This is a genomic window from Marisediminicola sp. UYEF4 (assembly GCF_040546025.1).
Taxonomy (GTDB): domain Bacteria; phylum Actinomycetota; class Actinomycetes; order Actinomycetales; family Microbacteriaceae; genus Marisediminicola.
Genome location: NZ_JBEPNA010000001.1, coordinates 325,431 through 351,165, shown reverse-complemented (window position 1 = coordinate 351,165; position 25,735 = coordinate 325,431). Strand labels below are relative to the sequence as shown.

The window sequence follows — 25,735 nt, the reverse complement described above, 5'->3', positions numbered from 1 at the left end:
TCCTTGTCCGGACCCATCCGCTCCGACCTAGCCGAGCCCCTCGGCGTAGGGATCGGCGATGCCCACATAGCGGGTCTCGAGGTACTCCTCGATGCCCTCCACGCCGCCCTCACGCCCCATTCCCGACTGCTTCACACCCCCGAACGGCGCCGCAGGGTTCGAGACGATTCCCGTATTGAGGCCGAACATCCCGACCTCGAGCTCCTCCGCCAGCCGCAGGCCCCTGTTGAGATCCCTCGTGAACGCGTAGGCGACGAGCCCGAACGGGGTGTCGTTGGCGAGGCGGATCGCCTCGGCCTCAGTCGAGAACGTCACGATCGGCGCGACCGGCCCGAAAATCTCCTCCCGCAGGATGCCCGCGTGCGCGGGCACGCCCGTGAGTACCGTCGGCTCATAGAAGTACCCATCACCGTCGATCGGGTGTCCGCCGAGTGCGAGGGTCGCCCCATCCGCGATCGCGGAGGTGACGAGCTCGTGGACCTTCTGCCGGGTCCCCTCGTCGACGAGCGGACCGAGCTTCGAGGAGGGGTCAGTGCCCCGCGCCACGGTGTGCGCCCGCATCCGCTCGACGAGACGGGCGGTGAAGTCCTTCGCCACTCCCTCCTGCACGAGGATGCGGTTGGCGGCGGTACAGGCCTCGCCGCCGTTGCGGAGCTTGGCGAGCATCGCCCCGTCGACGGCCTTGTCAAGATCGGCGTCGTCAAACACGATGAGGGGGGCGTTGCCGCCGAGCTCCATCGACACTCGCAGCACCTGCTGCGCGGCATCCGCGATGAGGCGCCGACCGACCTCGGTGGAGCCGGTGAAGGAGAGCTTGCGCAGGCGCGGGTCGCGGATGAGCGGACCGGTCACAGCGCCCGCGCTCGCGGTGGGGATGACATTGAGCACGCCGGCCGGCAGCCCAACATCGGCGAGCACCTGAGCGAACAGCAGCGACGTAAGCGGGGTGAGCGCGGCCGGTTTGAGCACCATCGTGCAGCCCGCGGCGATCGCCGGGGCGATCTTGCGCGTCGCCATCGCGAGGGGAAAGTTCCACGGCGTGATGAACAGGCTCGGCCCGACGGGGCGCTTCATGACCAGCAGTCGGCTCGTCCCATCGGGCGCCATCGCGAACCGCCCGCTGATGCGTGCGGTCTCCTCCGAGAACCAGCGCAGGAACTCCGCCCCATAGGCGACCTCGCCCCGTGACTCGGCGAGGGGCTTCCCCATCTCGAGCGTCATCAGCAGCGCGAAGTCGTCGGCCCGCGCGGTGACGGCCTCGAATGCGCGGCGCAGGATCTCGGCCCGCTCGCGTGGCGCGGTCTTCGCCCAGGCCTGCTGGGCGGCGACGGCGGCGTCGAGGGCCGCCGCTCCGTCGTCGGCGGTCGCGGAGGCGATCGTGAGCAGCGTGCGACCCGTAGAGGGGTCGATCACGTCGAGGGTTCCGCCGTCGCTCGCGTTGCGCCAGGCCCCGCCAATGTAGAGGCCGGTGGGCAGCGACGAGAGAAGGGCCGCCTCGGTGGCGGGGGTGGGCGGATTTGTCACAGGGCGGCCTCCAGGATGCGGATGATGTCGGATGCGACCGGCACGCGCGGGTTGTTGCCCGTGACCGAGTCAGCGAGGGCGTCGTCGGCGAGGGATGCGAGGTCGGCGCCGGTGACCCCGAAGGAGCCCAGCGTCGCGCGCATTCCGACGCGCCGGGCGAGGCTGGCAACCTCGACGATCGCGGCCTCTGCGTTGGCGGCCGTCGAGGCTGCCGTGTCGCCGACGCCGAGGGCGAACGCCACGCGGGCGAGGCGCCCCTCGCGTTCGGGGAGGTTGAAGCGCAGCACCTCCTCGATCACGATGCAGAGCGCGAGGCCGTGCGGGATGTCGAACCGGCCGCCGAGCGGGTGAGCAATGCCGTGCACGAGCCCGAGGCCCGTGTGCGAGAACCCGACCCCGGCTATGTGGGAGGCGAAGAGCAGCTGCGAGCGCGACTCGATGTCGGCTCCGTCGGCCACCGCGCGTGGCAGATACTCGGCGACGGTCGAGATGACTTGCAGAGCGATGCCGTCGCTGTAGGGATTCGTGCGCAGCGCGATGTACGACTCGAGGGCGTGGGTGAGGGCGTCCATGCCCGTTGCAGCGGTCGCGCGCGGCGGGAGCCCGACTGTCAGCTCCGGGTCGAGCACGGCGGCCCTCGCGAGGGCGCTCGTCGATCCGACATAGAACTTGCGGTGCCCAACGACGTCGGTGATGACGCCGAAGGCGTTCACCTCGGCACCGGTCCCCGACGTCGTTGGAACCGCAATGATGGGCAGGGCGTCGTTCGCGAACTCGTTGCGGTAGTCGAGCTCGATGCCGCGGTGCGGGTTCACGGCACCGAGCGCGATGCCCTTCGCAGCATCCATCGACGATCCGCCGCCGACGGCGACGAGCGCGTGCACGTGGAGGTCACGGGCGAGGTCGCTGCCCGCATCCACCGAGGTCGTGGTGGGGTTCGGACTCACGCCGTCGAAGACCGACACGTCAACGCCGGCCGCCTCGAGCGACGCGCGCACGGCCGCAACGACGGGAGAGGCCGCGAGGAATGAGTCGGTGACGATGAGGGCGCTCAAGGCGCCCGTCGCCGCCGTGATCCGGCCGACCTCGGTGACTCGGCCGCAGCCGAAGTAGGCGAAGGGCTTGGGGTCGAGATTGAGTTCCATGTCGCCGAGCGGGACGCCCTGAGGAGGAAGGATGCTCATGCGGACACCTCCGTCGCGCGGCGCAGCGGAGTGCCAGCGAGGTCCTCGTAGAGCTTGAACGGCGTCATCTCCCCGGCGCTGTCGCCGTATTGCGCCTTAGCGCGGCGATAGATCTGCTCGACGAGTCCCGACAGCTCTGCCGGAACACCAACAGAACGGGCGAGGTCGATCGAGAGCCCCAGGTCTTTGCAGGCGAGCGCGATCGCGAACCCTTCGTCATAGTCACCATCGTCGAGGATCGACAGCACGTCGTTCTGCACGAAGTTGCTGTTGGCGGGGCTCGCGATGAGCGACCGGCGCAGCACCTCGAGGTCGACGCCGGCCTTCGTGCCGATCGCCAGCACCTCCGCCGTGGCGACGAGATGCGAGAACCAGAGCTGGTTGATCATGAGTTTGACCGCATAGCCGGTGCCGGCCGCGCCGACGTGCAGGATCCGCTCCGGATCGCCCATCGCCTCGAGCACGGGGCGCACTCGCTCGACGTCGCTGGGGTCGCCACCCACGAAGATCTGCAGCATGCCGCTCGCGGCGCCGACCGACATCCCCGAGACCGGGGCGTCGAGGATCCGCAGGCCGCGATGCGGGTTCTCGGCGCGAACGCGCTCCGTAACCTCCGGCACCGACGTCGACATGTCGATCCAGGTGCCGCCGTCGGCAATACCCGCGAGGATGCCACGCGCGCCGAACGCGACCGCTTCGACGTGGCGGGGAGTTGGCAGCATCGTGATGACGATGTCGCTGCCGGAGGCGACCTCGGCGGGGCTGTCCGCCCATGTCGCGCCGCCCGCGACGAGCTCATCGGCCGATCCGCGCCGGATGTCGTTGACGATCAACGGGAAGCCTGCCTTCTGCAGGTTTCGTGTCATCCCCGATCCCATATTGCCGAGTCCGATGAATCCGATGGTCATCGAAGTGGGTTCAGTCATTTCTCTCATTCTTTTTCTGCGAAGGGTTCCGTGCGGATCGGGCGTCCGGCTCAGCCGACGTTGATCCAGGTGGTCTTGAGGAAGGAGTACGCGTCGAGGGCGTGGAGCGAGCGGTCGCGACCGGCGCCCGACTGCTTGATGCCGCCGAAGGGGGTGATGACGTCCGAAACGTCGTAGGTGTTGACCCAGACTGTGCCGGCCCGCAGGTCGCGGGCCGCGCGGTGGGCCACCGAGCCGTTCGCCGTCCAGACGCTCGCGGCGAGGCCGTAGTCACTGTGGTTCGCGACACGGATGCCCTCGTCGACCCCGCGCACGGTCGTCACCGAGAGCGCCGGCCCGAAGATCTCCTCCTGACCGATTCGCGACGCGTTGTCGACGCCGTCGAAGATCGTCGGCTCGACGTAGTAGCCCTCGGCGAGTCCGTCCGGGTGCACGCGGTTGCCGCCGTGTACCGTCGCGCCCTCCGCGCGCGCGACCTCGATGTACTCGAGCACGCGGGCGAGCTGCACCTTGCTCGCAATCGTTCCGATCTGCGTGGCCTCATCCAGCGGATCGCCGAGTACGAGCGAGCGTCCGACCGCGATCACCTCCTCGAGGAGCTCGTCGTGCACGCGCTCGTCGACGATGAGACGGCTGCCGCCGTGGCAGGTCTGCCCGGCGTTGTAGAAGATGCCCCACGCGACGGCGGAGGCACACGCCTTGATGTCCTCGACGTCGGCGAGCACGAGTTGCGCGGACTTGCCGCCGAGCTCGAGTGACACCTGCTTGCCGTTGGACTCCCCCGCATAGGTGAGGAATCCCTTTCCAACCTGGGGTGACCCGGTGAAAGCGATCTTGTCGACGAGATCGTGGCGTCCGAGCGCCTGGCCGGCGACGCGGCCGAGTCCGGGGATCACCGAGAACACCCCGGCGGGGATGCCGGCCTCCCGCCCGAGCTCGGCGAGCTTGAGCGCGGAGAGACTCGTGAGTTCGGCAGGCTTGAGAACGACGGAGTTTCCTGCGGCGAGCGCAGGGCCGACCTTCCAAGCGGAAATGATGAGCGGATAGTTCCACGGCACGACTGCTCCGACGACGCCGAGCGGCTCGCGGCGCACCAGGGCGATCGCGTTCTCGGGCGTGGGGGCGATCTCGTCGTAGACCTTGTCGAGCGCCTCGGCGTACCAGCGGATGGTGCGGGCGGCGTTCGGCACGTCGACACGGCGCGCATCCCCGATCGGATGCCCGGAGTCGATCGACTCCAGAAGCGCGAGCTCATCGAGGTTCTCGAGCATGAGTTCCGACAGCCGCACAAGAACTCGCTGGCGCTCGCGGCGGTCGGCCCTCGACCAGAGGCCGGACTCGAACGCGGCACTCGCGGCGCGCACCGCGTCGTCCACGTCGATGTCGCTCGCGGCGCTCACGTGGGCGAGCAGCCCGCCGTGCCGAGGGGCGATGGATTCGAAGGTTCCCCCGTCACGCGCGTCGCGGAACTCCCCATTGATGAACAGCCTGGTCTCGGGGGTGAGCGCGTCGGCCGCCGCGTGCCAGCGGCCGATCGGATGCTGCGGTGTGCTCATACGGTGTAGCGCCTTACTGCGTCGTAGTCGATTTGGGCTCCGAGCCCCGGGTGCTGGGGAACGAGCAGGTCACCGTGCTCGTCGATCATGAGCGGGGCCATGAAGAAGTCTCTCCGCTCCGGGGTCCACCCCGGCGGGTCGAACGGGAACTCGATGTACGGTCCGGCATCCACTCCAGCGGCGACATGCAGGTTGGCGAGCAGGCCGAGCCCGTTGCTCCAGGTGTGCGGGGTGAACTGACGGTGGCGCAGGTTGGCGCACTCGGCCACCTGGCGGGCGCGATACATCCCCACCGCGAGAACCACGTCCGGCTGGTAGATGTCGAAGGCGTCGCTCTCGACGAGGGTCATCATCTCGCCAATCGAGCGCACCATCTCCCCGCCCGAAATTTGGATGCCGACCTGGGCGCGCACGCGTTGTGCGCCGGCGACGTCGACCTGCGGCAGGGGTTCCTCGAGCCAGAGCACTCCGAGGTCGTGCAGCTCGGCGGCGACACGCTGCACCTTCGCGAGCGGGAGGGCCGCATCGATGTCGCCGGACATGCGCCACATCTGGTTGAGGTCGACCATGAGGTCGAAGTCGTCGCCGACCGCCTCCCGCGCGGCGCGGACCGCGCTGATGCCCTCGGTGAGGCGGTTGCGCGCAATGCGGATTTTCATGGCCTTGAAGCCGAGCTCGCGTGCGGCGAGCGCTGACTCCGCACGGGCTCCGGGAGACAGCAGCTCCCCCGATGAGGCGTAGGCGGGCAGCCGGTCCCTCGCCCCGCCGAACAGCGTGCTCACCGGCACACCGGTGACCTGCCCGATGATGTCCCACAGCGCGGCCTCGAGCGGCCAGTAGCGACCGCCGTGAAAATTAATGGTCTCGATGCGGCGCACCTGGTTGAGGATCTGCAGCGGGTCGGTGCCGAGGAAGAGGCTCTCGAAGGCCTCGAAACCGTCCATGGTGTCGCCGGACCCGACACCCGTGATTCCCTCGTCCGTCTCGACCTCGACGAGCGTCGCGGGGAATGACGTGCGCGGCGTCGGATCCCACGCCGCGTGGAACGGCGGATCCAGCGGGAGGCTGAGCCTCGTGAGCCGGATAGCAGTGATTCTCATGTGTGTGCGGTGCTCCTGGTTGTGTTCAGGCTCGAGGCGTGAAGAACGGGTTGGTCGGGGTGTTGCGGGCGGCTATCACATCAGCGGTCGCGGGGAGTGAACGCGACCCGTTCTGGATCGCCGTGCGGGCAGATTCCCGGTTGTTCGCGTAAACCTGTTCCGCGTCGTCGGCGGCGGGGTTGACCCAGACGGCTGCGATGATGACGTGGCTGTCCGCCTGCTCGGGGCTGATGGTGCCGTCGGCAAGGGCATCCGCGACTCCGGCGGCGATCCCCGCCTGCGCCGGGCCCCAGATGAGGAGCCCGTGCGCGTCAGTCGCCGGAGCCGCCTTCGTGACGAACAGGGTGAGGGGCTTGACCGGCAGCGACGGGCGCAGCACGGTCACGAAAGGCACGTGCCCATGGCTGGGGGTGGCGAGGGCAGTCGCCCACGCCACCCCCGCCGGCCCCTCGCGGTGGCCGAAAACCGTGTTGACGTGGGCGGCGTTGACGCCGGCGCCAATGAAGCTCTCGCCGAGCTGAAGGGCCTGGGCCATTTAGATCAGACCCATCTCTTCGAGCCAGTCCGTCGCGATGTCTTCCGGGTCTTCACCATCGACGTCGGCGAGGGCGTTGAGGCGCTGCATCTCCGCCGTGGTCAGCATCGGGGCGACCTCGGCCATCACGTCGGCGATCGCGGGGAACTCATCGAGCGTGCTCTGCTTGAGAGTGAATCCCCCCTGATAGACGGGGAAGAAGGACTCGTCGTCCTCCATCACCGTGAGGCCGAGGGCGCTGATGCGGCCGTCGGTCGCGAAGACCTCACCGAAGTTGCAGACGTCTCCCTTGGCTGTGGTGTCATAGATGACGCCGGTGTCGAGAAGCGCCACGTTGGAGTCGGGAACGTCGATTCCATACGCGGACTTGAGCCCGGGCCAGCCGTCGTCTCTCGTCGAGAATTCGGATTCGATGCAGAATGTCTGCTCGTCCTCGGGAAGAGCGGCGATCTCGCTGAGCGAGGTGACTCCGAGCTCGTCGCCCTTGTCGGAGAGGATGGCGAACGCGTAGGTGTTGTTGAACGGTGCCGGGTCGAGCCAGGCGATGCCGTTTGCAGCATCCGCTTCTTTCGTCGCGTCGAACTGGGCCTCTTCGCCCACGACCGGCGCCGTGTTTCCGTTGTAGGTGATCCACGACGTGCCGGTGTACTCCCAGTAGCCGAGGAACTCGTCGCTCTCGAGAGCCGAGCGCACGTTCGCCGAGCCGACGACCGTCGTGTTCGCGGAGGTGTCTGCCCCATTGGCGTTGAGCAGCTGGCTCGTGATGTGCGCGAGGATGTACTGCTCCGAGAAGTCCTTCGCGCCGATCTCGCCGCTGAGACCGCTGAGTTCGCCTCCCGCACTGCCCTCCTCGGCGGCGGGCGAGCCGGCCGAGCAGCCTGTGAGGGCGACGGCGCCCGCGGCGAGCACGCCGATCAATGACATGGTTCGGTTGTTCATGTGTTTCTCCTTGGTTTTTCGGGAACTGTGATTGGTGGAACTTCTCAGATGCCACGCGGACGCAGAAGGTCCTCCGCGATGCTGGCGATCCAGTCGATGAGCAGCGCGATGCAGGAGACGATGACGGCCCCGGCAATCAACACGGGAAAGCGCTGCAGTTTGAGGCCGTTGACGATCATGTCGCCCAGCCCGCCCGCGTTGATGAACGTCGCGACGGTGGCCACACCGACCGCGAAGACGAGCGACGTGCGCAGCCCGGCAAGGATGACGGGGACCGCGAGCGGCAGCTCGATGCGCGTCAGGACCTGGCCCGGCGTCATGCCCATTCCCCGCGCGGACTCGGTGACGTTGGGGTCGATCTGCGCCAGCCCGACCATGGTGTTGCGGAGCACGGGTAGGAAGGAATAGGCGACTAGCGCGATGAGCGCGGTCTGGAATCCGATCTGCCAGATGATGGCGAGCAGGATGATGAACCCGATTGCTGGGGTGGCCTGCCCGATGTTCGCGACCGTGAGAATCGTGCCCCGCAACAGCCGTGACGTCGTGCGGCTCGCGATGATACCGGTGGGGATTGCGAGGATTGCGACGAGAAAGGACGCCGCGAAGGTGAGCACGAGGTGTTCCCGGGTGCGCAACAGGATGTAGTCCCAGTTGAGGGTGCGCTGCATGATCGAGTCGAGTGGGATAGACGCGATCCAGAGGTAGAGCGCGAGCAGCACAGCGACGATGACGATCGGCGTGAGCATCCGGCGCAGGGACCAGAACCGGACGCGCACCGGTGTCACCGTCGGGATCGCACCGGTGAGCTGGACCTCGACTGCGGTCTGGACGGCCACGGTCAGCGCTCCCCGGCGGGGATCGCGTCGGCGCCGAGCACGGCCGAGATCTGGTCGACCGAGATCGACGCGACCACCCGCAGTGCGTCGTCGGTCACGCCGATCGCCGGCGCCCCGGTGAGCACGAGAGCGTCGAGTGCGTCGCGCAGGGTCTCGCTGGCGGGCACCGTGACCCGTCCGACGGCGGCGCTCGCGGGCCCCAGCCTGGCTTCCGTGACGGGGATGAGAGCGAGCCGCTTGAGCGCCGCTCCGTGCCCGATGAACGACGCCACGTAGTCGTTCGCGGGCGTGGTGAGGATGTTGGCGGGCGTGTCGAACTGCTCGATTTGCGACCGGTCGCTCAGGACCGCGATCCGGTCGCCCAGTCGGACGGCCTCATCGAAGTCGTGCGTGACAAAGATGATCGTCTTCCCGATCGTCTCCTGCAGGCGCAAGAACTCGATCTGCAGCTTCTCCCGGGTAATCGGATCGGTCGCACCGAAGGGCTCGTCCATAAGCATGACGGGCGGGTCGGCGGCCAGGGCCCTGGCCACACCGATCCGCTGCTGCTGCCCGCCCGAGAGCTGCTTGGGGTACCGGTCAGCGAAGGTACCGGGATCGAGCTGCACGACCGACAGGAGTTCGTCGACGCGACTGGCGATCTTCGCCTTGGACCAGCCGAGCAACCGGGGCACGACGCCGATGTTCTCGGCGATCGTCATGTGAGGGAAGAGCCCGATCTGCTGGATGACATAGCCGATGTGGCGACGCAGCTCGTTGGGGTCGAACGAGAGAACATCCTTGCCATCGATCTGTATCGACCCGGAGGTCGGCTCGATGATGCGGTTGATCATCTTCATCGTCGTCGTTTTACCGCATCCGGAAGGACCGACGAACATGATCAGCTCGCCCGGCCGAACGTCCATGGAGAAGTTCTCCACGGCTGGCGCCGCCTGGTTCGGATAGACCTTGCTCACCCCGCTCAGCTCGATGTGCGCGCCACTCGTGTTCTTCACGGTCGTGATCGACGTCGTGGTGGCGATCGTGGCGGCCGCGGAGGAGGAGCCGATGAGCTTATTCGGGCGGGTGTCGTCGTGGGGGTGAGTGGGGCCGGCGGGAGTCGAGTCGGTCATGTCAGGCACGCAGCCCCTTCGAAGTCGTGTACTTGGTGATTGTGTTGAAGATCGCGTCGACGAGCAGCGCGAGGAGGATGACACCGACGGTGCCGGTGAGTGCGTAGTTCAGGGCGTTGCGTGAGCCCAGGGATGACAGGCCCTGGAAGATCATCTGACCCAGCCCCGGCCCCCCGACGTACGCGCCGATGGCGGCAATGCCGATCGTGAGCTGAGCGGCGACCCGCACACCGGTGACGATCACCGGCCATGCCATCGGCAGTTGCACCGACATCAGCACTTTGACCGGACTCATGCCCATCCCCTTTGCGGACTCCATGATCGCCGGCGCGACCTCGCGAAGCCCCACGACGGTGTTCCGGATGATCGGCAGCAGCGAGTAGAGGGTGAGACCGATGAGGGTGGGGATCCAGCCGAGGCCGAAGATCGGGATCATCGCGGCGAGCAGCGCGAGCGAAGGGATGGTGAGGATGACGGCGGCCGAGGTCACTGCGAGGGAGCGCCCGATCGGGCGGTCCCAGACGAGCAGGCCGACGCCGACGCCGATGATCGTCGCGAAGGTCAGGGCGAGGGCGACGACGAGTAGATGCTCGCCGACAAGGGCGAGGATGTCGTCGTACTTGCGACCCCAGAAGGTCAGCAGTGCGCCGAAATCGAATTCCGTCACGGCCGTGGTGCTCCTCACTCGTCATTGAGCACGGCGTCTGCGGCGAAGTGGTCCCCCGAGCCGATTCCGTGAATGAGGCGAGACTACGGGGACTGCGACATTATGCGCAACTCTCGTTGTGCGAATGTCAACTGGCCTCTAACGTGAAGGTATGAATGATCAACCTGCTCCCCCGCGGCGCAACTCAGCTGGCCTGCGCCGCGACCTCGACCTGCTCGAAGTACTCGGGTCGCCCGAGGGCCAATCCGCCGGCGGGCTCGGCGTCGTGCGCATCGCCGAACTCGTCGGTCGCGACAAGGGGCAGGTATCTCGCACTCTCGCGACCCTCGCGGAAGCGGGCCTCGTTGCGCGCGACGAGCACAGCCTTGGCTACCGACTGGGTTACCAGCTTTACGCGCTCGCGGCACGCACGCTCGAGTCGCAGCTCGTGCGCGAGGCCGCGCCATTCCTACGCCGGGTCGTCACCGCCACGCACGAGACCGCGCACCTCTGCGTGCTTCGTGGCGACAACGTGCTGACCCTGGCGAGCGAGCTGAGCGAATATGCGTTCAGGGGCATAGGTTGGGAGGGGGTCAGTGTGGCCGCCTGGCGAACGTCGTCGGGGCGAGTGCTCATCAGCGATTGGCACAAGGATGACTTGAGCCGATGGTACGACCTGCACGGCCACGACCGCGCCGTGACGGGACCCGTCTCGCCGGTGGTGCGGCAAGCCGAGGCGTTCGCGGCCGCGCCTACGGTGGAGGGCACCCCGGTGATCACCGACTTCGCAAGCCTGCTCCACGAGGTCGAGCGGATTCGGTCGAGAGGCTTTGCCACGGTCGACGAGGAGTTCGAACTGGGCGTCGTCGGCGCCTCCGCACCCGTCTACGACTTTCGGGGCAACATCGTTGCGGCCATCAATCTGAGCGCGCCCAAGGTGCGTCTCGGTTCGCACCTCGACGAGGTCGGTGCTCTGCTCGCGCGGATCGCCGGCGAGCTCTCGATCCATCTCGGCGGGACGCCGCGCCGCCGCTGACCACGCGGGTTGGCGTCGCGCGCGAACGCAACCGAGGAGATCCGGCACACACGCCGAGTTTCTGGGCGTCGCAACACGGTGAGTCGCCGGATCTCCTGCGTTGCGTGCGGTTGCCGCGAGCCAGACAGCGTCAGCGAAGCCGCTCGGCCGCCTCCACCACGTTGACCAGCAGCATGGCGCGCGTCATCGGACCGACTCCGCCGGGGACCGGCGAGAGGTACCCGGCGACATCCGCGACGCCAGGGTCGACGTCCCCGCGCAGCCGCGCCGTGCCGGTGCTCTCGTCGACGACGCGGGTGATGCCCACATCGAGCACCGCAGCGCCAGGCTTGACCCAGTCCGGCTGAATGAGCCCGGCGACGCCGACCGCCGCCACGACAATGTCGGCGCGACGCACCTCGCTCGCGAGGTCCACCGTGCGGGAGTGGGTGAGGGTGACGGTCGCGTCGATGCCCTTGCGGGTCAGCAGCAGCCCGAGCGGACGTCCGACCGTGAGCCCACGCCCCACGACGACGACGTGCTTTCCCTCGATCGGAACGTCATAACGGCGCAGCATTTCGACGATTCCTGCCGGGGTACACGGCAGCGGGGAGTCGAGCTCCCCGGCGACGCCGAGCACGAGCCGCCCCAGGTTCGTCGGGTGCAGCCCGTCGGCATCCTTGTCCGGATCCATCAGCTCGAGCATCGCGTTCTCGTCGAGACCGGCGGGCAGCGGCAGCTGGATGATGTAGCCGGTCACCGACGGATCGGCGTTGAGCGCCGCGATCGCGTCACGAACCTCCGACTCGGATGCCGTGGCGGGCAGGTCGACGCGGATCGACTCGATTCCGACCTCGGCGCAGTCCCGGTGCTTACCCGCGACATAGGAGAGGGAGCCGGGATCGCTTCCGACCAGCAGCGTGCCGAGGCCCGGCGCGATGCCGGCGGCCTTCAGGGCGCTGATCCGACCGGTGAGTTCGGCCTTGACAGCAGACGCGGTGGCGACGCCGTCGAGCCGAACCGCTACCACTTCTCGAGACCGGGGTAGAGCGGGAATCCCTCGGTGAGGGTGAGCACGCGGGCGCGAAGTGCCTCCACGTCGGGGTCGGGCAGAAGGGCGAGGGCGATGATGTCGGAGACCTCGGTAAACTCGGCGGCCGCGAACCCACGGGTGGCGAGGGCCGGCGTGCCGATGCGGAGACCGGAAGTGACCATCGGCGGGCGCGGGTCGAACGGCACCGAGTTGCGGTTGACCGTGATGCCGACCGAGTGCAGCACGTCCTCGGCCTGCTGGCCGTCGAGCGGAGAGTTACGCAAGTCGGCGAGCACGAGGTGCACGTCAGTGCCCCCGGTGAGCACGTCGACCCCCGCCGCGGCGGAGTCGGAGGCCATGAGGCGGGCGGCGAGCAGCTGCGCGCCTTCGATCGTGCGCTCCTGGCGGTCGCGGAACTCCGGCTGCGCGGCGAGGAGGAACGCGGTCGCCTTCGCCGCGATCACGTGCATGAGCGGTCCGCCCTGCTGGCCGGGGAACACATTCGAGTTGAGCTTCTTGGCCAGGGCCATGTCGCGACTCAGGATGACACCGGATCGCGGGCCCGCGAGCGTCTTGTGAACGGTCGACGACACGACATCCGCGTAGGGAACGGGCGACGGGTGCAGGCCCGCCGCGACGAGACCGGCGAAATGGGCCATGTCGACCCAGAGCACCGCGCCGACCTCGTCGGCGATCGCACGGAAGGCGGCGAAGTCGAGCTGGCGCGGATAGGCGGACCATCCCGCGATGATCACCTTCGGCTTGTGCTCGATCGCCTTGTCGCGCACGACGTTCATGTCGACGAGGAAGGTGTTCGGGTCGACGCCGTAGGAGACGGAGTTGTAGAGCTTGCCGGAGAAGTTGAGCTTCATGCCGTGCGTGAGGTGGCCGCCGTGCGCCAGCTCGAGGCCGAGGATGGTGTCCCCCGGCGTCGCGATCGCCGACAGAACCGCCGCGTTCGCGGTGGCTCCGGAGTGGGGCTGCACGTTGGCGAATTCCGCGCCGAACAGGCTCTTCGCACGCGAGATCGCGAGGCTCTCCGCGATGTCGACGAACTCGCATCCGCCGTAATAACGACGCCCAGGGTAGCCCTCGGCGTACTTGTTGGTGAGCACCGAGCCCTGCGACTCGAGTATGGCGCGGGAGACGAAGTTCTCACTCGCGATCATCTCGAGCGTTCCGCGCTGGCGGCCGAGCTCCTGGCTCAGCACGGCGGCGATCTCGGGATCGACGACCGACAGGGGCTCTGTGAACGTGGAGGGAAGGCTGTCGGACACGGTGGTGACTGACTGTGAAATGGACACTGGCGGCTCCTTGTGACGGATCGAGCCCGAACAGGCTCGAGTACTCTTCGTCGTGGCCCAGGCGTACGGCCACCAACCGTGTCAGTCGCTCCCCGATGGATGCCCATCTCAACGCCAGTTGCGACGAGACGACTCTACCGGCTCGCGCCGTGTCGGGCCACTTTCGCAGCCACGGACGAGCATCTATGCCGGAGACTGTCAGGGTGCCCAGTGAGCAGAATGTGACCCCCCGCCGCTCGCCGGTGGGTTTCCGCCGAAATCTCATGCGGCCGGAGGACTCCGAGCGCACCGACCGGGTGACCTACATCGAGCTGTTTTTCGATCTCATCTTCGTCTTTGCCCTCACCCAGCTCTCCCGCCACCTCTACGAGAACCAGTCGATTCTGGGCGCGGTGGAATCCGCGGTGCTCGTCCTCGCCCTGTGGTGGGTGTGGGTCTACACGACCTGGGTGACAAACTGGCTCGACCCCGCACGCCTGCCGGTTCGCGGCGTGGTGATCGGGCTCGCCCTCGTCGGCCTCGTCATGAGCACGTCGATCTACGAGGCGTTCGGCGACCGCGGCCTCGCCTTCGCGCTCGCCTACGTGACGCTGCAGCTCGGGCGTACGGTGTTCATGGTGCTCGCGGCCGCCCGTCACGACGCGGAGCTGCACCGGGACCTCGCGCAGGTGCTCGTCTGGCTGTCCATCGCGAGCGTCTTCTGGATCGCCGGGGCGCTGCTCCCGCTCGCCTACCGGCTTCCCGTCTGGGTCGCGGCCCTCGTGGTCGAGTACCTGTCGGCCACCCGCAGCTTCCGCATCCCCGGTATGGAACCTGGGCGCCTCGGCGACGGGAGGGTGTCCGGAGCCCACATCGCCGAACGCAGCGCCCTGTTCGTGATCATCGCCCTCGGCGAGTCCTTCCTCGTCACAGGCTTCGCCTTTGTCGAGCAGGAGTCCTCCGTTGCTGGCGTCGTCGGCGTGATCACGGCCTTCGTCAGCGCCGTCGCGATGTGGTGGCTGTACTTCGACCACGGCGAACGGGCGGGGAGCATCTCGATTGAAAACGCCGACCGGCCCGGCAGGCTCGCCCGCGTCGCCTACACCTACGTGCACGCGCCGATCATTGCGGGCATCGTTCTCGTCTCGGTCGCCGACAAGGAGGTGCTCGGGCATCCGGATGCCGAGATGGAACTCGCCACGGCGATCACGATCATCGGCGGCCCGGTGCTCTACCTGGTCGGGTTGCTGCTGTTCCGCTGGGTCGTGGCCAGGGAGCTGCTGGGGTCCTACCTCGTCGGCGTCGCTGGGCTGCTCGCCCTGTTCGCCGTCGCGTTTGCGTTGACCCCGCTCACGCTCGGCGTCGTCGTCACCCTCGTGCTTGTCGCGGTCGCATCGGCAGAGACAATCGTCCGGGTGCGGCACGGCACCGACGACGCCGAGGCCGGCTGAGGGTCAGGCGTTGCGCGCCGCAGTCATCCGGCGGCGGCGCAGCACGCGATCGCTCACGAGGATGAGCACGACGGCGGCGGCGATGACCGCGGCCTCGATGAAGGGCAGGATGCCGAGCCCGAAGCCGTCGTAGATCAGGCCGCCGATGAGGGCGCCTCCCCCGATGCCCACGTTGAACGACACCGTGAACCAGGCCGATGCGAGGTCGCGGACCCGCGCGGACGCGGTCTGCAGCATCCGCGTTTGCAGCAGGGCCGGTCCGCCCCCGAAGGCGATCCCCCAGACGACGATCGCGGCGATGACAAGCCAGGTCGTCTCGGGGAACAGCCCGATCACGAGCACCGCCAGTGAGGCGACCGCGAAGCTCACGGCGAGGCTGGCCCGGGGGAACCGCGACGCGACGAGCCCGACGAGGACGAGCCCGACGGCTCCGGCGCCGCCATAGACGAACAGGAGCGCACTCACGCTGTCGGGGCTGAAGCCGGCGACGGCCGTGTAGTACGGAACGATGAAGGTGTAGAAGAGGTAGTGCCCGATCATGAGCGTCGCGGTGATGGCGCAGATCACCACGACACCGAACACCGAGGGGTCCTTGCGCCCCGGCAGCCGGATCTCACCCGTGTGTAGATCTTCGACGTGCGTGACCGGCGGAAGGAAGATCACCACGAGCACGGTGAGAATGGCAACGAGGCCAGCCATCGCCGTGAAGGCGAGCTGCCAGCCCAGCGCCTGCCCGAGCGCGGTGCCGAGCGGAATCCCCAGCACGAATGCCGTCGTGGCGCCGGAACTCGTGATCGCGACGGCCCGCCCGAGCTGCTTCTTGGGCACGAGGTAGCCCGCGTAGGCGCCGACCACGGACCAGAACAGCCCGTGTGCGAGTCCGCCGACGACCCGCGCGATGACCACCACAGCGTAGTTCGGGGCGATCGCGACAACAAGGTTGGTGATGGAGAACAGGCACAGCACGATCACGATCAGCGTCTTGCGTGGAACGCGACGGGTCATCGCCGTGAGGAGCGGCGCGCTCAGCACGACCGTGCCGGCATAGAAAGTCACGAGCAGGCCGATGCGGGACTCGGAGACGCCGAGCCCCTTGGCGAGGTCCGGCAGGAGGCCGGTGGGCAGGAACTCGCTCGTCACGCAGACGAAGATCGCTCCAGCGAGGATGAACAGGCCGATCCACGGGAACGGCTTGTCAGCATCCGTCAGTCCGGTGGGGCGAGTGTCGGGCGCGGTCATAGGAAGAGGAACTTTCCTGTGGGTGTGGAGCGTGACGCCGTCCGCGGGATGGAGCGGTGTGGCGCCATCGTGACAAGAGTACCGCAGGGGCCAATACGCTGGGCAGGTGACTCACTCCCCGACCCACTGGATCCTCACCCTCGTCTGCGAAGACCGTCCAGGGATCGTGCACGCGATCAGTGGCGCGATCGTTTCGGCCGGAGGCAACATCACCGAGTCGCAGCAGTTCTCCAGCGACGGCACCGGCACCTTCTTCATGCGCCTGCAGGTCGAGTCCGACGCGCCGCGCGAGCGATTCGAGGCGGCGCTGTTGCCGGTCACGCAGCGGTACACGATGATCTGGCAGCTCGACGTCGTCGGACGCCCGCTGCGCACGCTCGTGCTCGTCTCAACCGCGGCGCACTGCCTCAACGACCTGCTGTTCCGGCAGCGGGCGGGCCAGCTGCCGATCGAGCTTCCGCTCGTGCTCAGCAACCATGGCGAACTCGCCTCCCTGGCCGAGTTCTACTCCGTGCCGTTCGAGGGGCATCCGGTCACGAATGCCGCCGAGAAGGCCGAATTCGAGGAGCGGATCCTGCGCGCCGTCGACGAGCACGACATCGAGCTCGTGGTGCTCGCCCGGTACATGCAGATCCTGTCGCCGGAGCTGTGCGCGCGACTGGGCGGCAGGATCATCAACATCCACCACTCCTTCCTGCCCGGGTTCAAGGGCGCGAACCCTTACAAGCAGGCCCACCAGCGCGGCGTCAAGCTCATCGGCGCGACGGCACACTTCGTCACGAGCGACCTCGACGAGGGACCGATCATCGAACAGAACGTCGTGCGCGTGGACCACTCGCGCTCGACGCTCGAGCTCGTGGCGATCGGTCAGGACGAGGAGTCGAGAACGCTCAGCCAGGCGGTGAAGTGGTTCGCTGAGAATCGAGTTCTGCTCGATGGGGACCGCACGATCATCTTCAAGTGAGCGCCGCGCACGACCCTCACCACCCTCGAACTGCCCACTTATGTCGCCTCCAAGCCCCCTGAAGGAGTTCCCTGAAGCAGCGTTTTCGGGCAACTCGCGCAGATCGCTGGGCGGCACAGGTGGCCGCGCACACAGAAGCGGCGGGGACCGAAGTCCCCGCCGCTTCAGGATGCTGCTACTTGATCGTCACCGGCGCCGAGGTGGCGGTTCCGTCCGGAAGGTCATTCGCGGTCGCGGTCACGACGACCGTGAGCGCTGCGCCCTTGTCGGCCGAGGCGACCTTGTACGTCGACTTCGTCGCGCGCGGGATGTCGACCCCGTCGCGCTGCCACTGGTAGCCGTACCGGAGGCTGTCCGCGTCCCACTCGCCGGCGGTGGCCTTGAGCTTGCCACCGACCACCGGGTCGCCGGAGATGACCGGCAACACCGTGTTGGCTGGGCCGACCGGGTCACCGGTGACAACCTCGAGCAGGGTGGATGCTCCCGTGCCGCCGTAGCTGATCTCGCCCAGGTAGCTCGTCGACGGGGTGAGGCCCGACCACGATGCCGTGACGGTCGTCGTGACGCCCTGCTGGCCCGCGATCACCGGCGGCGCGAGCGTGAGCGGCGCGCCTCCGGGGGCGACCGCGAAGGTCGTCAGGTCGAACGCGGTCGCCGTGCTGGCGGAGTACACGTCGACATAGACGAGGTAGGTGCCGGCGGCCGGGTCGGAGATGTCGACACGCTCATCGGCGTCTCCCGTCGCTGACTGCCAACCGGTGATCGGCGTGCCCTTCTTGTCGACCAGGTACACGGTCAGGTCGAGGTCGGCCGTGTCGTCGATCGAGTCGAGGTCGAACCTGGCGAGGGATGTCCCCGCCGGAATCGCGACGCTGTAGTCGAACGCGGCTCCCGTGACGCCGGAGCCGGAGTGCTCCTTCTCCACACGGTTCGGGTCTGCCTGCAGTGTTCCGGCGGTGAGCCCGGTTGTCGCGAGCGCGATGTCGCCGTTGCCACCGGGGGTGACCTCGATGTCGACGGAGCCGGATACGCCCTCGCCGCTGGCGTTGCCCGGCGACACGATCGTCACCGGCTGCACCGCGACGGGGCTGTGCACGACAGTGTCGCCGCTCACCCAGTCGATGGCGCCGGTCGCGAACGTGTCGAGGGCGGCATCCGTCCTCGCGAACGTCACCGTGTACGACTTGCTCTCTCCCGCCGCGGCGAAGTCGAGCGTGGCGGGCTCGACCGTCGCCGAGATACCGGAGAGTCCCGAGACGGATGCGCTGAAGCTGCCGGCCTGGGTGGAGGTGACCGTGCGGGTGATCGTCTCGGGGGCGGTGAGGGCCCCGATGGCGATCGACGCCAGGTTCAGATTGCTCGGGTCGATCGGCAGCACCGTCGGGTCGATGACGTCGTACCCGGCGCCCTCGATGTACGACAGCCAGTCGCTCGTGCCGTTCAGGTAGAGCAGGCCCGGCGCGAAGAACTTCGTCGGGTCAACGTGGCCGGCGCCCTGGGCGAACGGATCGGTGATGCCATTGTCGTTCTCGTCGACCGTGTTGTACGCACTCGTCATCATGGCGGACTTGATCTCGGCGGGCGTCGCGTTCGGCTTCTCACCGAGGTACAGCACGGCGAGACCGGCGATGTGCGGTGACGACATCGACGTTCCGGAGAGGAACGCCCAGGTCGGCGCCGCGCCCTCGGCGTTGGCTCCCGAGGCGAGGATCGCCACGCCGGGCGCGGAGATGTCGGGCTTCAGAATGTCGCTGCCGTCGGCCAGCACCGGTCCCCGCGACGAGAATCCGGCGACCTGTGGGGTCGGAACACTCTCGGCGGTGAGGTTGTCAGGCTGGAATGTCGCTGTCGCCCCCGGCGTCGCGGCGTAGGCCGAGATCGCCGAGTAATACTGCGCGTTGAGGTGCACGGTCGGCACCGAGTGCGCGTCGAGGTCGAGCGAACTCGGCGTGACGTTCACGAGAACCATGCCGATGCCGCCCGCGCGCTTGACCTCGGCCGACTTGTCGACCCTGGCAATGACGCCACGCTCGCAGAGCACGATCTTGCCGGCGGTGAGAGCCGGGTCGAGCCCGCCGGGGAGGCAGAGCGCGGGAGTCGCGGCGCCGTTGACGGCGACGGACGTCGCCGTGACGAGCGGGCCGGTGAGCGCCGGGGAGCCCGTGCGGTCGACGGTGACGGATGCTCCCGCGTAGCTCGCTCCGTTGCCGAGCTGCACCGTCGCTTCCCAGGTGGGAATCGTCGAGGCGGCGACGGTGGTGATCCACGGCGCGGCGTTGTCGAGGGTGGATGCTCCGGGGCCGGAGTTACCAGCGGAGGCGGCGACAAAGATGCCGGCCGCGGCCGCCCCGAGGAAGGCCTGGTCGGTCGAGGACACCGTCGACGTTGCCGCCCCGCCACCGATCGAGAAGTTGATGACGTCGACGCCGTCGGCGACGGCCGCGTCGATTCCGGCGAGGAGGTCGCTCGACGCGCATCCGTCATCGTCGGTCGCGGCCGGGTCGGCACCGGACCAGCACACCTTGTACGCGGCGATCTTCGCGGCCGGGGCGACGCCCGAGACCTGGCCGAAGGCGGCGCCGGCGACGAACGCGTCGACGTTGGTGTTGCCGACCGCGGTCGAACCGGTGTGCGAGCCGTGTCCGTCTCCGTCGCGTGGAGAGAGGTATTCCCCCGCCTCGGCGCTGCCGATGTTGGCCTGGCCGAAGCCGTTCACGAAGTAGCGGGCTCCGATGATCTTGGTGCTGCAGTCGTCCGTGCCGAACTGGGGGCCGGTCTGGCAGACACCGGCGAAGGTGCCGCCGTCGGCCTTGGCGAAGGAGGTGAGGCCCGCGCCCGAGTAGAACGGGGCGGTGCCCGCCGAGGTACCTAACGGGGACCCGGCGAATGAGGGGTTCTCGGGGGCGATGCCGGTGTCGAGCACACCCAGCACGACGCCCTCGCCCGCGGTGGCGACGCCGCCGGTCGCGTTCCAGACGCCGTTCTCACCCGACAACCCGAGGAAGTCGGTCGAGGTGGTGGCTGCGGTGATTTTCTTGAGCTCATCCTTCTCGAGCCCGACAACGTTCTTGTCGCGGGCGAGGCGCGCGGCCTGCTCGGCGCTGAGCGTGGCCGAGAAGCCGTTGAGTGCGAGCGTGTACGAGTACTCGACGCTGGCGTCGACGGAGGCTGCGACGTCCTTCTGCTTGCCGTTCAGGTACGCCTTGTAGTTCTTCACCGAGCGCTTGCTCGCGTTGAGCTGGTCGCCGTCGCTGGGAGCGGTGCGCTCCAGCGAGCCGGTGCCACCCGTGTACGTCGCGGCGGGCGCGTCGGCCAGCGTCACGATGTAGCGGCCGGGCTCGAAGGCCACCTGGCGATCGCTCCGGATGAGGCCCTCGGATGCCGAGGCGGACAGCGCTCCCGTCGAGGCAAGCCCCGCGGTGAGCAGGGTGCTCGCCGCGAGGGTCGCAATAATTCGACGGAAACGAACGCGGGAGGGCGCGAGGCCCGGATATGTGCTCACTAACAGTCCTTAGAAATGACGAACGGTGATGTCGAGCAACAGTCGGGTCTGTGCGCTGTCCACACGATAAGCACCTGCCCCCCGAATGTGGGTGGAACGTGACCTGTTCGTTACGTGAGATCTTCTTCGCCGGAGCCATTGTCAGGCAATTGCGAGCACTGCACCGGAATGATGTTCATGGGGGCTCCCACCACCCCTCTCGAGGAGACACCGTGAACATCGCGCATCGACGTCGAGCCGCCTTCGCTCTCGGCGGGCTATCCGTGGCGGCGACGCTCGTGGGCTGCACACCGGCATCCGGCACCGCTACCCCGGGCGCGGCCGATGCGTCGACGGCCACCGGCAGCTATGCCGACGGCGAGTACTCGGCCACCGGCGAGTACCAGAGCCCGGGCGGCGCGGAGTCGATCGAGGTGACGGTGACGCTCGAGAGCAACGCCGTCACCGAGGTGACGGTCACCGGTAATGCGACCGCTGGCAACGCGCTCCGCTACCAGACCGAGTTCGAGGACGGCATCGCCGCCGAGGTCGTCGGCGTGAACATCGATCAGCTGGCGGTCGACAAGGTCGCCGGCTCCTCGCTCACGAGCGACGGATTCAACGATGCCATCGCGCAGATCAAGGCTGACGCCGACGCCTAGCGTCAGCTTCGACGCGATCGGCACGCGCTGGCAGATCGACAGCGCCGAACCGCTCGGAGCACCACTCGAGGCCGCCGTGCGCGCCCGCGTCGAGGAGTTCGACCTCGCCTGGTCGAGGTTCCGCAACGATTCCCTCGTGCACCGGATCTCGGTCTCCAGCGGCAGCTTCGAGCTATCGCACGACGCGCCGGCCATCCTCGACCTGTACCGCACGCTCTACGAGTGCACGGACGGCGCCATGACGCCGCTGGTCGGCCGGGCGCTCGAACAGTGGGGCTACGACAGCGCCTACTCGCTACGGCCGAGCGGCGACATCTCCCCCGTTCCCCGCTGGGAGGAGGCGATCTCCTGGGACGGCCGCTCCCTGCACACCGCGCGCCCGGTGACGCTCGACATCGGCGCGGCCGGCAAGGGCTACCTCGTCGACCTCGTCGCCGAGGTCCTCGTCCGGGGCGGGGTCACCGCATTGACGATCGATGCGAGCGGCGATCTCCTGCACCGCGGCGGGCGGCCCCTGCGGGTCGCGCTCGAGCATCCTCTGGACCCGAGCAAGGCGGTCGGCGTGGCCCTCCTCGGCGACGGGGCCCTGTGCGCATCCGCCTCAAACCGGCGCGCGTGGCCGGGCGCGCACCACCTCATCGACGCGCTCACCGGGGCGCCGACCCGGCGGGTCATTGCCACCTGGGTGACCGCGAGCTCGTGCCTCGTCGCCGACGGGCTCGCGACCGCGTTATTCTTCGGAGAACCGGAACGGCTCGCCCGCGAGTTCGACTTCGAATGGGTGCGGATGCTGCAGGGCGGTTCGCTCGAGCAATCATCCGCATTCGACGGGGAGATCTTCGCATGACCGCCTGGCTCGATCGCGTCACCGGACGCGTCACGATGTACCGCCTCGTGACACTGCTGCTGGGGATCACCGGCATCGCGGCGCTCGTGTTGTCCGTGCTCGGCGAGCTGTTCTATACGCCGCTCGAGCTGATCGCGAGCGCCGCTGTGGCCCTCGCGAGCACGGTCGTGGCCAATCGCGTCTTCGCCCTCGTCTTCCGCACGATGCCACATCTGGAATCGTCGATCATCACGGGACTCCTGCTCTTCTTCCTGTTCCTCCCGTCCCTCGAGCCGGCCGAGCTCGGCACGCTCGCCATCGCGGGAGTGCTCGCGACGGCATCCAAGTACCTGATCGCCGTGCGCGGCCGCCACATCCTCAACCCGGCGGCGGCCGGCGCGAGCCTCGTCGCCGTGCTTCAGCTGCCGTCGGCCGGCTGGTGGGTCGCCACCAGCTCGCTGCTGCCGGTCACCCTCATCGGCGCATTCCTCGTGCTCTATCGCACCAGACGGCTGAGCATGGGCCTCGTTTTCGTGGCCGTGAGCGCGTCGATCCTCGTCGCGCGGCTGACCGCGAGCGGGCAAAGCGTCGCCGAGTCGGTGTCGACCACCTTCGCGTCGTATCCGATCATCTTCTTCGTCGGCTTCATGCTCAGCGAGCCTCTCACCATGGCACCCCGACGGTGGCAGCAGCTCACGATCGCGGCGCTCGTCGGCGCGTTGTTCACGGTGCCGTTCATGATCGGCCCGGTGTTCCTGTCGTTCGAAACCGCGCTCGTCATCGGCAATGCCCTCGCCTTCCTCGCCGGGCAACGCCGCGGGATCCGACTCTCCTACCTCGGCAAGACGCAGCTCACGCCGACCTCGTGGGAGTTCAAGTTCCAGCCGGAGCGGCCGGTCGCGTTCCGTGCCGGCCAGTACATGGAGCTGACCGTGCCGCATCAGCGGGCCGACGCACGGGGCAGCCGGCGCTTCTTCAGCATCGCCTCGGCACCGACGACCGACGGCCCCGTCGCCTTCGCGCTGCGGGTGGCGCAGCCGGGCAGCAGCTTCAAGCGGGCGCTCCTCGACCTGAAGGCGGGCGCGCGCGTGCGTGGAACCGCGGTCGGCGGCGACTTCCTGCTCCCTCGCGATGCCTCGAAACCCGTGCTCCTCATCGCCGGCGGCATCGGTATCACCCCGTTCCTGAGCCAACTCGGCCGCGATCACGCGGCGGGCGTCGAGCGCGACACCGTGCTCGTCTACGCCGTCAGCACGCTCGAGGAACTCGCCTTCCGCGAGGAACTCCGCGAGGAGCGCGTACTGCTCGTGAGCCCGGCCCGGCCGGACGACCTGCCGTCGAGCTGGCGTTGGATCGGCGCCGGACCCCTCTCGAGCGAACTGCTTGCCGCCGAGGTGCCCGCCTTGACGGCTCGCGCCGCCTTCGTCTCCGGCTCGCCCACCTCGATCGCACGGGCTCGCGCGGCGCTGCGCGGCGCCGGTGTGAGACGCGTGCGGACGGACTACTTCACGGGGTACTGACCCGGCAGACCGGCGTCACCACCCGACCCCGGAAGTCGCATTCGGTCACAAATTGCCCCACTTCGTCACCTGCGCGCGCGGCCGCGGCGCGGTGCGTAGGGTCGGACAACCGCGGGTCGGATAACCGCGACAGCCAACCGATGGGACGAGAATGACCGCCACCACAGCAACCGCCACCGCAGCATCCGCCCTCTCCGACCGGTGGCAGGGCCAGCGACCTCCCGCGGCCGCCGAGGCGTGGCTGGACCGCGCTCGGGAGGTGGCCGACATCCTCGCGGCGGACGCCGTCGAGCGGGACCGCGCCAATCTCCCGCCGAGGGCCGAGGTCGACCTGCTCAAGCGCTCCGGGCTCGTCACGCTGCTCGGCCCGATCGGGCACGGCGGGGGCGGACAGACCTGGGAGACGGCATACCGGGTCATCCGGATCGTTGCGAGCGCCGACGGCTCCATCGGCCAGTTGCTCGGCTACCACTACCTGTGGGCATGGGCCGCGCGGCTTGTCGGGACCGACGCCCAGATCGCGGCGGTCGAGGAGCTCTACACCGCCGGCAACTTGCTCTTCGGCGGTGCCGTGAACCCCCGCGACGGCGACCTGACGATCACCGACGACGGCGATGAACTCGTCTTCAACGGCCGCAAGTCGTTCTCGACCGGCGGACGCATCTCGGACCTGACTGTGCTCGAGGGCGTGCTCACTGGCACCGACACCCACATTTTCGCCATCGTGCCGACGGACCAGCCCGGGATCGCGTTCGCGGGCGACTGGGACAACCTCGGCCAGCGCCTCACCGAGTCTGGCTCGGTCGAGATCCGCGACGTGCGCGTCGACTGGGCCGCTGCCGCCGGGTTCACCGAGAAGGTGTTCCAGCCACTCGTCTACAACACCCTCAACGTGCCCACCATTCAGCTCGTCTTCGCGAACCTCTACCTCGGGATTGCCGCGGGTGCAATTGCCACGGCCGCCGGGTACACCCGCACCTCGACGAGGGCCTGGCCCTACGGCGGCGACGACAAAGAGCGCGCCACTGAGGAGTGGTACATCCTCGAGGGGTACGGGCAGCTGCAGTCCACGCTCTGGGCGGACGAGGCGCTCGCGGATCGCGCCGGATCGCAGATCAGTGCCGTGCTGCACGACGATCGGGGCAACCTCACCGAGCGTCGGAGGGGCGAGATCGCCGTTCTCGTGGCCGCGGCGAAGCTTCGCGCGAGTGAGGACGGGCTCGAGGCGGCCGCACGCGTGTTCGAGCTCACCGGGGCCAGGGCGAGCGCCAACAGTGTGGGACTGGACATCTTCTGGCGCAACCTGCGCACGCACAGCCTCCACGATCCGCTGCCCTACAAGAAGCGTGAGGTCGGCCAGTATGTGCTTCTCGGCGAGATCCCGGAGCCAAGCTGGTACACCTGATCGGTTAGTGTGGGCCCGCACTCCGGGCCCACGCCTGTCGCTGGGAAGTCAACCCCGCGATGCGTGTCAGTGGCCGGACCTAACCTGTGTGACGGACCACCTGATCAGGTGGTCGCCCGTCGGAGAGAGCCATCAATGTCGATACTGCACGACCCCTTCCTGGAAGTGATCGCTGTGGGCGCCGAGGCATGGCGAGTGTGCGACGGGCGAATTGACCCCGCCGACGCGACGCGAATCCTCGGATTCGTCGAACGCCGACATGACCACTTCGAGCTCCTCCGCATCGGTGGCGCCTCGGCCGTCTGCGAGCGCTTCGACTGCCTCGACGCCGCCCTCGACGACCTCAGTCGTCGACTGAGCGGCGTCGCTTCCGCGCCCGCCGCCTGAGCCGCAGTCGGAGCCGGACCGCCGACCCCCGCGTCGCTCCGGCTTTCATCATTCAGGAGTATGGGGCCAGTTTCGGCTGTCGAGCCCCGGGATTCCGGGGTAGGTGCCCGT

Annotated in this window: 22 protein-coding genes and 1 riboswitch; of the genes, 8 read left to right on the top strand and 14 right to left on the bottom strand. The window is 68.3% G+C overall.

Going from position 1 to position 25,735, the window contains the following annotated elements:
• Positions 1 to 27: 27 nt before the first annotated feature.
• From ABIB15_RS01685 to ABIB15_RS01640, 10 genes are read right to left on the bottom strand one after another with little or no spacing between them, the layout of a single operon-like run.
• Positions 28 to 1,524 (bottom strand): NAD-dependent succinate-semialdehyde dehydrogenase, encoded by a 1,497-nt coding sequence (locus ABIB15_RS01685; protein ID WP_354474749.1) that lies wholly within the window; start codon positions 1,522 to 1,524, stop codon positions 28 to 30.
• Entirely contained in the window at positions 1,521 to 2,708 is a 1,188-nt protein-coding gene (locus ABIB15_RS01680) for an iron-containing alcohol dehydrogenase family protein (protein WP_354474748.1), read from the bottom strand. The genes ABIB15_RS01685 and ABIB15_RS01680 overlap by 4 nt, the downstream gene beginning before the upstream one ends.
• Complete coding sequence (locus tag ABIB15_RS01675) at positions 2,705 to 3,643, bottom strand: NAD(P)-dependent oxidoreductase (protein WP_354474747.1); 939 nt, start codon at positions 3,641 to 3,643, stop codon at positions 2,705 to 2,707. Before ABIB15_RS01675 ends, ABIB15_RS01680 begins: the two co-directional genes overlap by 4 nt.
• Positions 3,644 to 3,684: 41 nt before the next feature.
• Positions 3,685 to 5,190: an aldehyde dehydrogenase gene (locus tag ABIB15_RS01670; protein WP_354474745.1), complete on the bottom strand. Its 1,506-nt coding sequence runs from the start codon at positions 5,188 to 5,190 to the stop codon at positions 3,685 to 3,687.
• A complete protein-coding gene (locus tag ABIB15_RS01665) occupies positions 5,187 to 6,290 on the bottom strand; it encodes a mandelate racemase/muconate lactonizing enzyme family protein (protein ID WP_354474744.1) in 1,104 nt (367 codons plus the stop codon). Before ABIB15_RS01665 ends, ABIB15_RS01670 begins: the two co-directional genes overlap by 4 nt.
• 25 nt (positions 6,291 to 6,315) lie before the next feature.
• Entirely contained in the window at positions 6,316 to 6,825 is a 510-nt protein-coding gene (gene fae, locus ABIB15_RS01660) for a formaldehyde-activating enzyme (RefSeq protein ID WP_354474742.1), read from the bottom strand.
• Positions 6,826 to 7,764 carry a glycine betaine ABC transporter substrate-binding protein gene (locus ABIB15_RS01655; RefSeq protein WP_354474741.1) on the bottom strand — a complete coding sequence of 313 codons (939 nt, stop codon included), beginning with the start codon at positions 7,762 to 7,764 and terminating at the stop codon, positions 6,826 to 6,828.
• Between the two features lie 44 nt (positions 7,765 to 7,808).
• Positions 7,809 to 8,600, bottom strand: coding sequence for an ABC transporter permease (locus ABIB15_RS01650; RefSeq protein ID WP_354474739.1), 792 nt, complete (start codon positions 8,598 to 8,600; stop codon positions 7,809 to 7,811).
• Between the two features lie 2 nt (positions 8,601 to 8,602).
• Positions 8,603 to 9,712: an ABC transporter ATP-binding protein gene (locus ABIB15_RS01645; protein ID WP_502908901.1), complete on the bottom strand. Its 1,110-nt coding sequence runs from the start codon at positions 9,710 to 9,712 to the stop codon at positions 8,603 to 8,605.
• Between the two features lies 1 nt (position 9,713).
• A complete protein-coding gene (locus ABIB15_RS01640; protein ID WP_354474736.1) occupies positions 9,714 to 10,379 on the bottom strand; it encodes an ABC transporter permease in 666 nt (221 codons plus the stop codon).
• A 151-nt stretch (positions 10,380 to 10,530) separates the two neighbouring features.
• Here ABIB15_RS01640 and ABIB15_RS01635 point away from each other — a divergent pair, with 151 nt between their 5' ends.
• The gene (locus tag ABIB15_RS01635) at positions 10,531 to 11,394 is read left to right on the top strand and encodes an IclR family transcriptional regulator (protein WP_354474735.1); all 864 of its coding nucleotides are present in this window, start codon (positions 10,531 to 10,533) and stop codon (positions 11,392 to 11,394) included.
• A 130-nt stretch (positions 11,395 to 11,524) separates the two neighbouring features.
• On the opposite strand, the gene ABIB15_RS01630 is transcribed toward ABIB15_RS01635, so the two are convergent.
• Positions 11,525 to 12,403: a bifunctional methylenetetrahydrofolate dehydrogenase/methenyltetrahydrofolate cyclohydrolase gene (locus ABIB15_RS01630; RefSeq protein ID WP_354474734.1), complete on the bottom strand. Its 879-nt coding sequence runs from the start codon at positions 12,401 to 12,403 to the stop codon at positions 11,525 to 11,527.
• The gene (gene glyA / locus ABIB15_RS01625) at positions 12,397 to 13,683 is read right to left on the bottom strand and encodes a serine hydroxymethyltransferase (RefSeq protein ID WP_354475124.1); all 1,287 of its coding nucleotides are present in this window, start codon (positions 13,681 to 13,683) and stop codon (positions 12,397 to 12,399) included. The genes ABIB15_RS01630 and glyA overlap by 7 nt, the downstream gene beginning before the upstream one ends.
• Before the next feature lie 75 nt (positions 13,684 to 13,758).
• Positions 13,759 to 13,842: riboswitch (ZMP/ZTP riboswitch) on the bottom strand.
• A gap of 71 nt (positions 13,843 to 13,913) precedes the next feature.
• Between glyA and ABIB15_RS01620 the strand changes: the two genes are divergently transcribed.
• Complete coding sequence (locus tag ABIB15_RS01620; RefSeq protein WP_354474733.1) at positions 13,914 to 15,140, top strand: low temperature requirement protein A; 1,227 nt, start codon at positions 13,914 to 13,916, stop codon at positions 15,138 to 15,140.
• A 3-nt stretch (positions 15,141 to 15,143) separates the two neighbouring features.
• Here ABIB15_RS01620 and ABIB15_RS01615 read toward each other — a convergent pair whose 3' ends face one another.
• Positions 15,144 to 16,379 carry an MFS transporter gene (locus ABIB15_RS01615; RefSeq protein ID WP_354474732.1) on the bottom strand — a complete coding sequence of 412 codons (1,236 nt, stop codon included), beginning with the start codon at positions 16,377 to 16,379 and terminating at the stop codon, positions 15,144 to 15,146.
• Between the two features lie 106 nt (positions 16,380 to 16,485).
• Between ABIB15_RS01615 and purU the strand changes: the two genes are divergently transcribed.
• Positions 16,486 to 17,343 (top strand): formyltetrahydrofolate deformylase, encoded by an 858-nt coding sequence (purU, locus tag ABIB15_RS01610; protein WP_354474731.1) that lies wholly within the window; start codon positions 16,486 to 16,488, stop codon positions 17,341 to 17,343.
• A gap of 175 nt (positions 17,344 to 17,518) precedes the next feature.
• Here purU and ABIB15_RS01605 read toward each other — a convergent pair whose 3' ends face one another.
• Positions 17,519 to 20,845: a S8 family serine peptidase gene (locus tag ABIB15_RS01605; RefSeq protein ID WP_354474730.1), complete on the bottom strand. Its 3,327-nt coding sequence runs from the start codon at positions 20,843 to 20,845 to the stop codon at positions 17,519 to 17,521.
• Positions 20,846 to 21,057: 212 nt separating this feature from the next.
• Here ABIB15_RS01605 and ABIB15_RS01600 point away from each other — a divergent pair, with 212 nt between their 5' ends.
• From ABIB15_RS01600 to ABIB15_RS01580, 5 genes are all read left to right on the top strand, one after another.
• A complete protein-coding gene (locus ABIB15_RS01600; RefSeq protein ID WP_354474729.1) occupies positions 21,058 to 21,486 on the top strand; it encodes a hypothetical protein in 429 nt (142 codons plus the stop codon).
• Positions 21,449 to 22,333, top strand: coding sequence for an FAD:protein FMN transferase (locus ABIB15_RS01595; protein WP_354474727.1), 885 nt, complete (start codon positions 21,449 to 21,451; stop codon positions 22,331 to 22,333). The genes ABIB15_RS01600 and ABIB15_RS01595 overlap by 38 nt, the downstream gene beginning before the upstream one ends.
• Complete coding sequence (locus ABIB15_RS01590; protein WP_354474726.1) at positions 22,330 to 23,832, top strand: FAD-dependent oxidoreductase; 1,503 nt, start codon at positions 22,330 to 22,332, stop codon at positions 23,830 to 23,832. Before ABIB15_RS01595 ends, ABIB15_RS01590 begins: the two co-directional genes overlap by 4 nt.
• A 151-nt stretch (positions 23,833 to 23,983) precedes the next feature.
• Entirely contained in the window at positions 23,984 to 25,237 is a 1,254-nt protein-coding gene (locus ABIB15_RS01585; protein ID WP_354474725.1) for an acyl-CoA dehydrogenase family protein, read from the top strand.
• A gap of 135 nt (positions 25,238 to 25,372) precedes the next feature.
• Positions 25,373 to 25,624, top strand: a complete 252-nt coding sequence (locus ABIB15_RS01580; protein WP_354474723.1) for a hypothetical protein — start codon at positions 25,373 to 25,375, stop codon at positions 25,622 to 25,624.
• The last annotated feature ends 111 nt before the right edge of the window (positions 25,625 to 25,735 follow it).

Coding starts and splice junctions, on each gene's coding strand:
- ABIB15_RS01680 (WP_354474748.1), bottom strand. CDS start 2,708: ATGAGCATCCTTCCTCCTCAGGGCGTCCCGCTCGGCGACATGGAACTC.
- ABIB15_RS01675 (WP_354474747.1), bottom strand. CDS start 3,643: ATGAGAGAAATGACTGAACCCACTTCGATGACCATCGGATTCATCGGA.
- ABIB15_RS01670 (WP_354474745.1), bottom strand. CDS start 5,190: ATGAGCACACCGCAGCATCCGATCGGCCGCTGGCACGCGGCGGCCGAC.
- ABIB15_RS01665 (WP_354474744.1), bottom strand. CDS start 6,290: ATGAGAATCACTGCTATCCGGCTCACGAGGCTCAGCCTCCCGCTGGAT.
- fae (WP_354474742.1), bottom strand. CDS start 6,825: ATGGCCCAGGCCCTTCAGCTCGGCGAGAGCTTCATTGGCGCCGGCGTC.
- ABIB15_RS01655 (WP_354474741.1), bottom strand. CDS start 7,764: ATGAACAACCGAACCATGTCATTGATCGGCGTGCTCGCCGCGGGCGCC.
- ABIB15_RS01645 (WP_502908901.1), bottom strand. CDS start 9,712: ATGACCGACTCGACTCCCGCCGGCCCCACTCACCCCCACGACGACACC.
- ABIB15_RS01635 (WP_354474735.1), top strand. CDS start 10,531: ATGAATGATCAACCTGCTCCCCCGCGGCGCAACTCAGCTGGCCTGCGC.
- ABIB15_RS01615 (WP_354474732.1), bottom strand. CDS start 16,379: ATGACCGCGCCCGACACTCGCCCCACCGGACTGACGGATGCTGACAAG.
- ABIB15_RS01595 (WP_354474727.1), top strand. CDS start 21,449: ATGCCATCGCGCAGATCAAGGCTGACGCCGACGCCTAGCGTCAGCTTC.
- ABIB15_RS01590 (WP_354474726.1), top strand. CDS start 22,330: ATGACCGCCTGGCTCGATCGCGTCACCGGACGCGTCACGATGTACCGC.
- ABIB15_RS01585 (WP_354474725.1), top strand. CDS start 23,984: ATGACCGCCACCACAGCAACCGCCACCGCAGCATCCGCCCTCTCCGAC.
- ABIB15_RS01580 (WP_354474723.1), top strand. CDS start 25,373: ATGTCGATACTGCACGACCCCTTCCTGGAAGTGATCGCTGTGGGCGCC.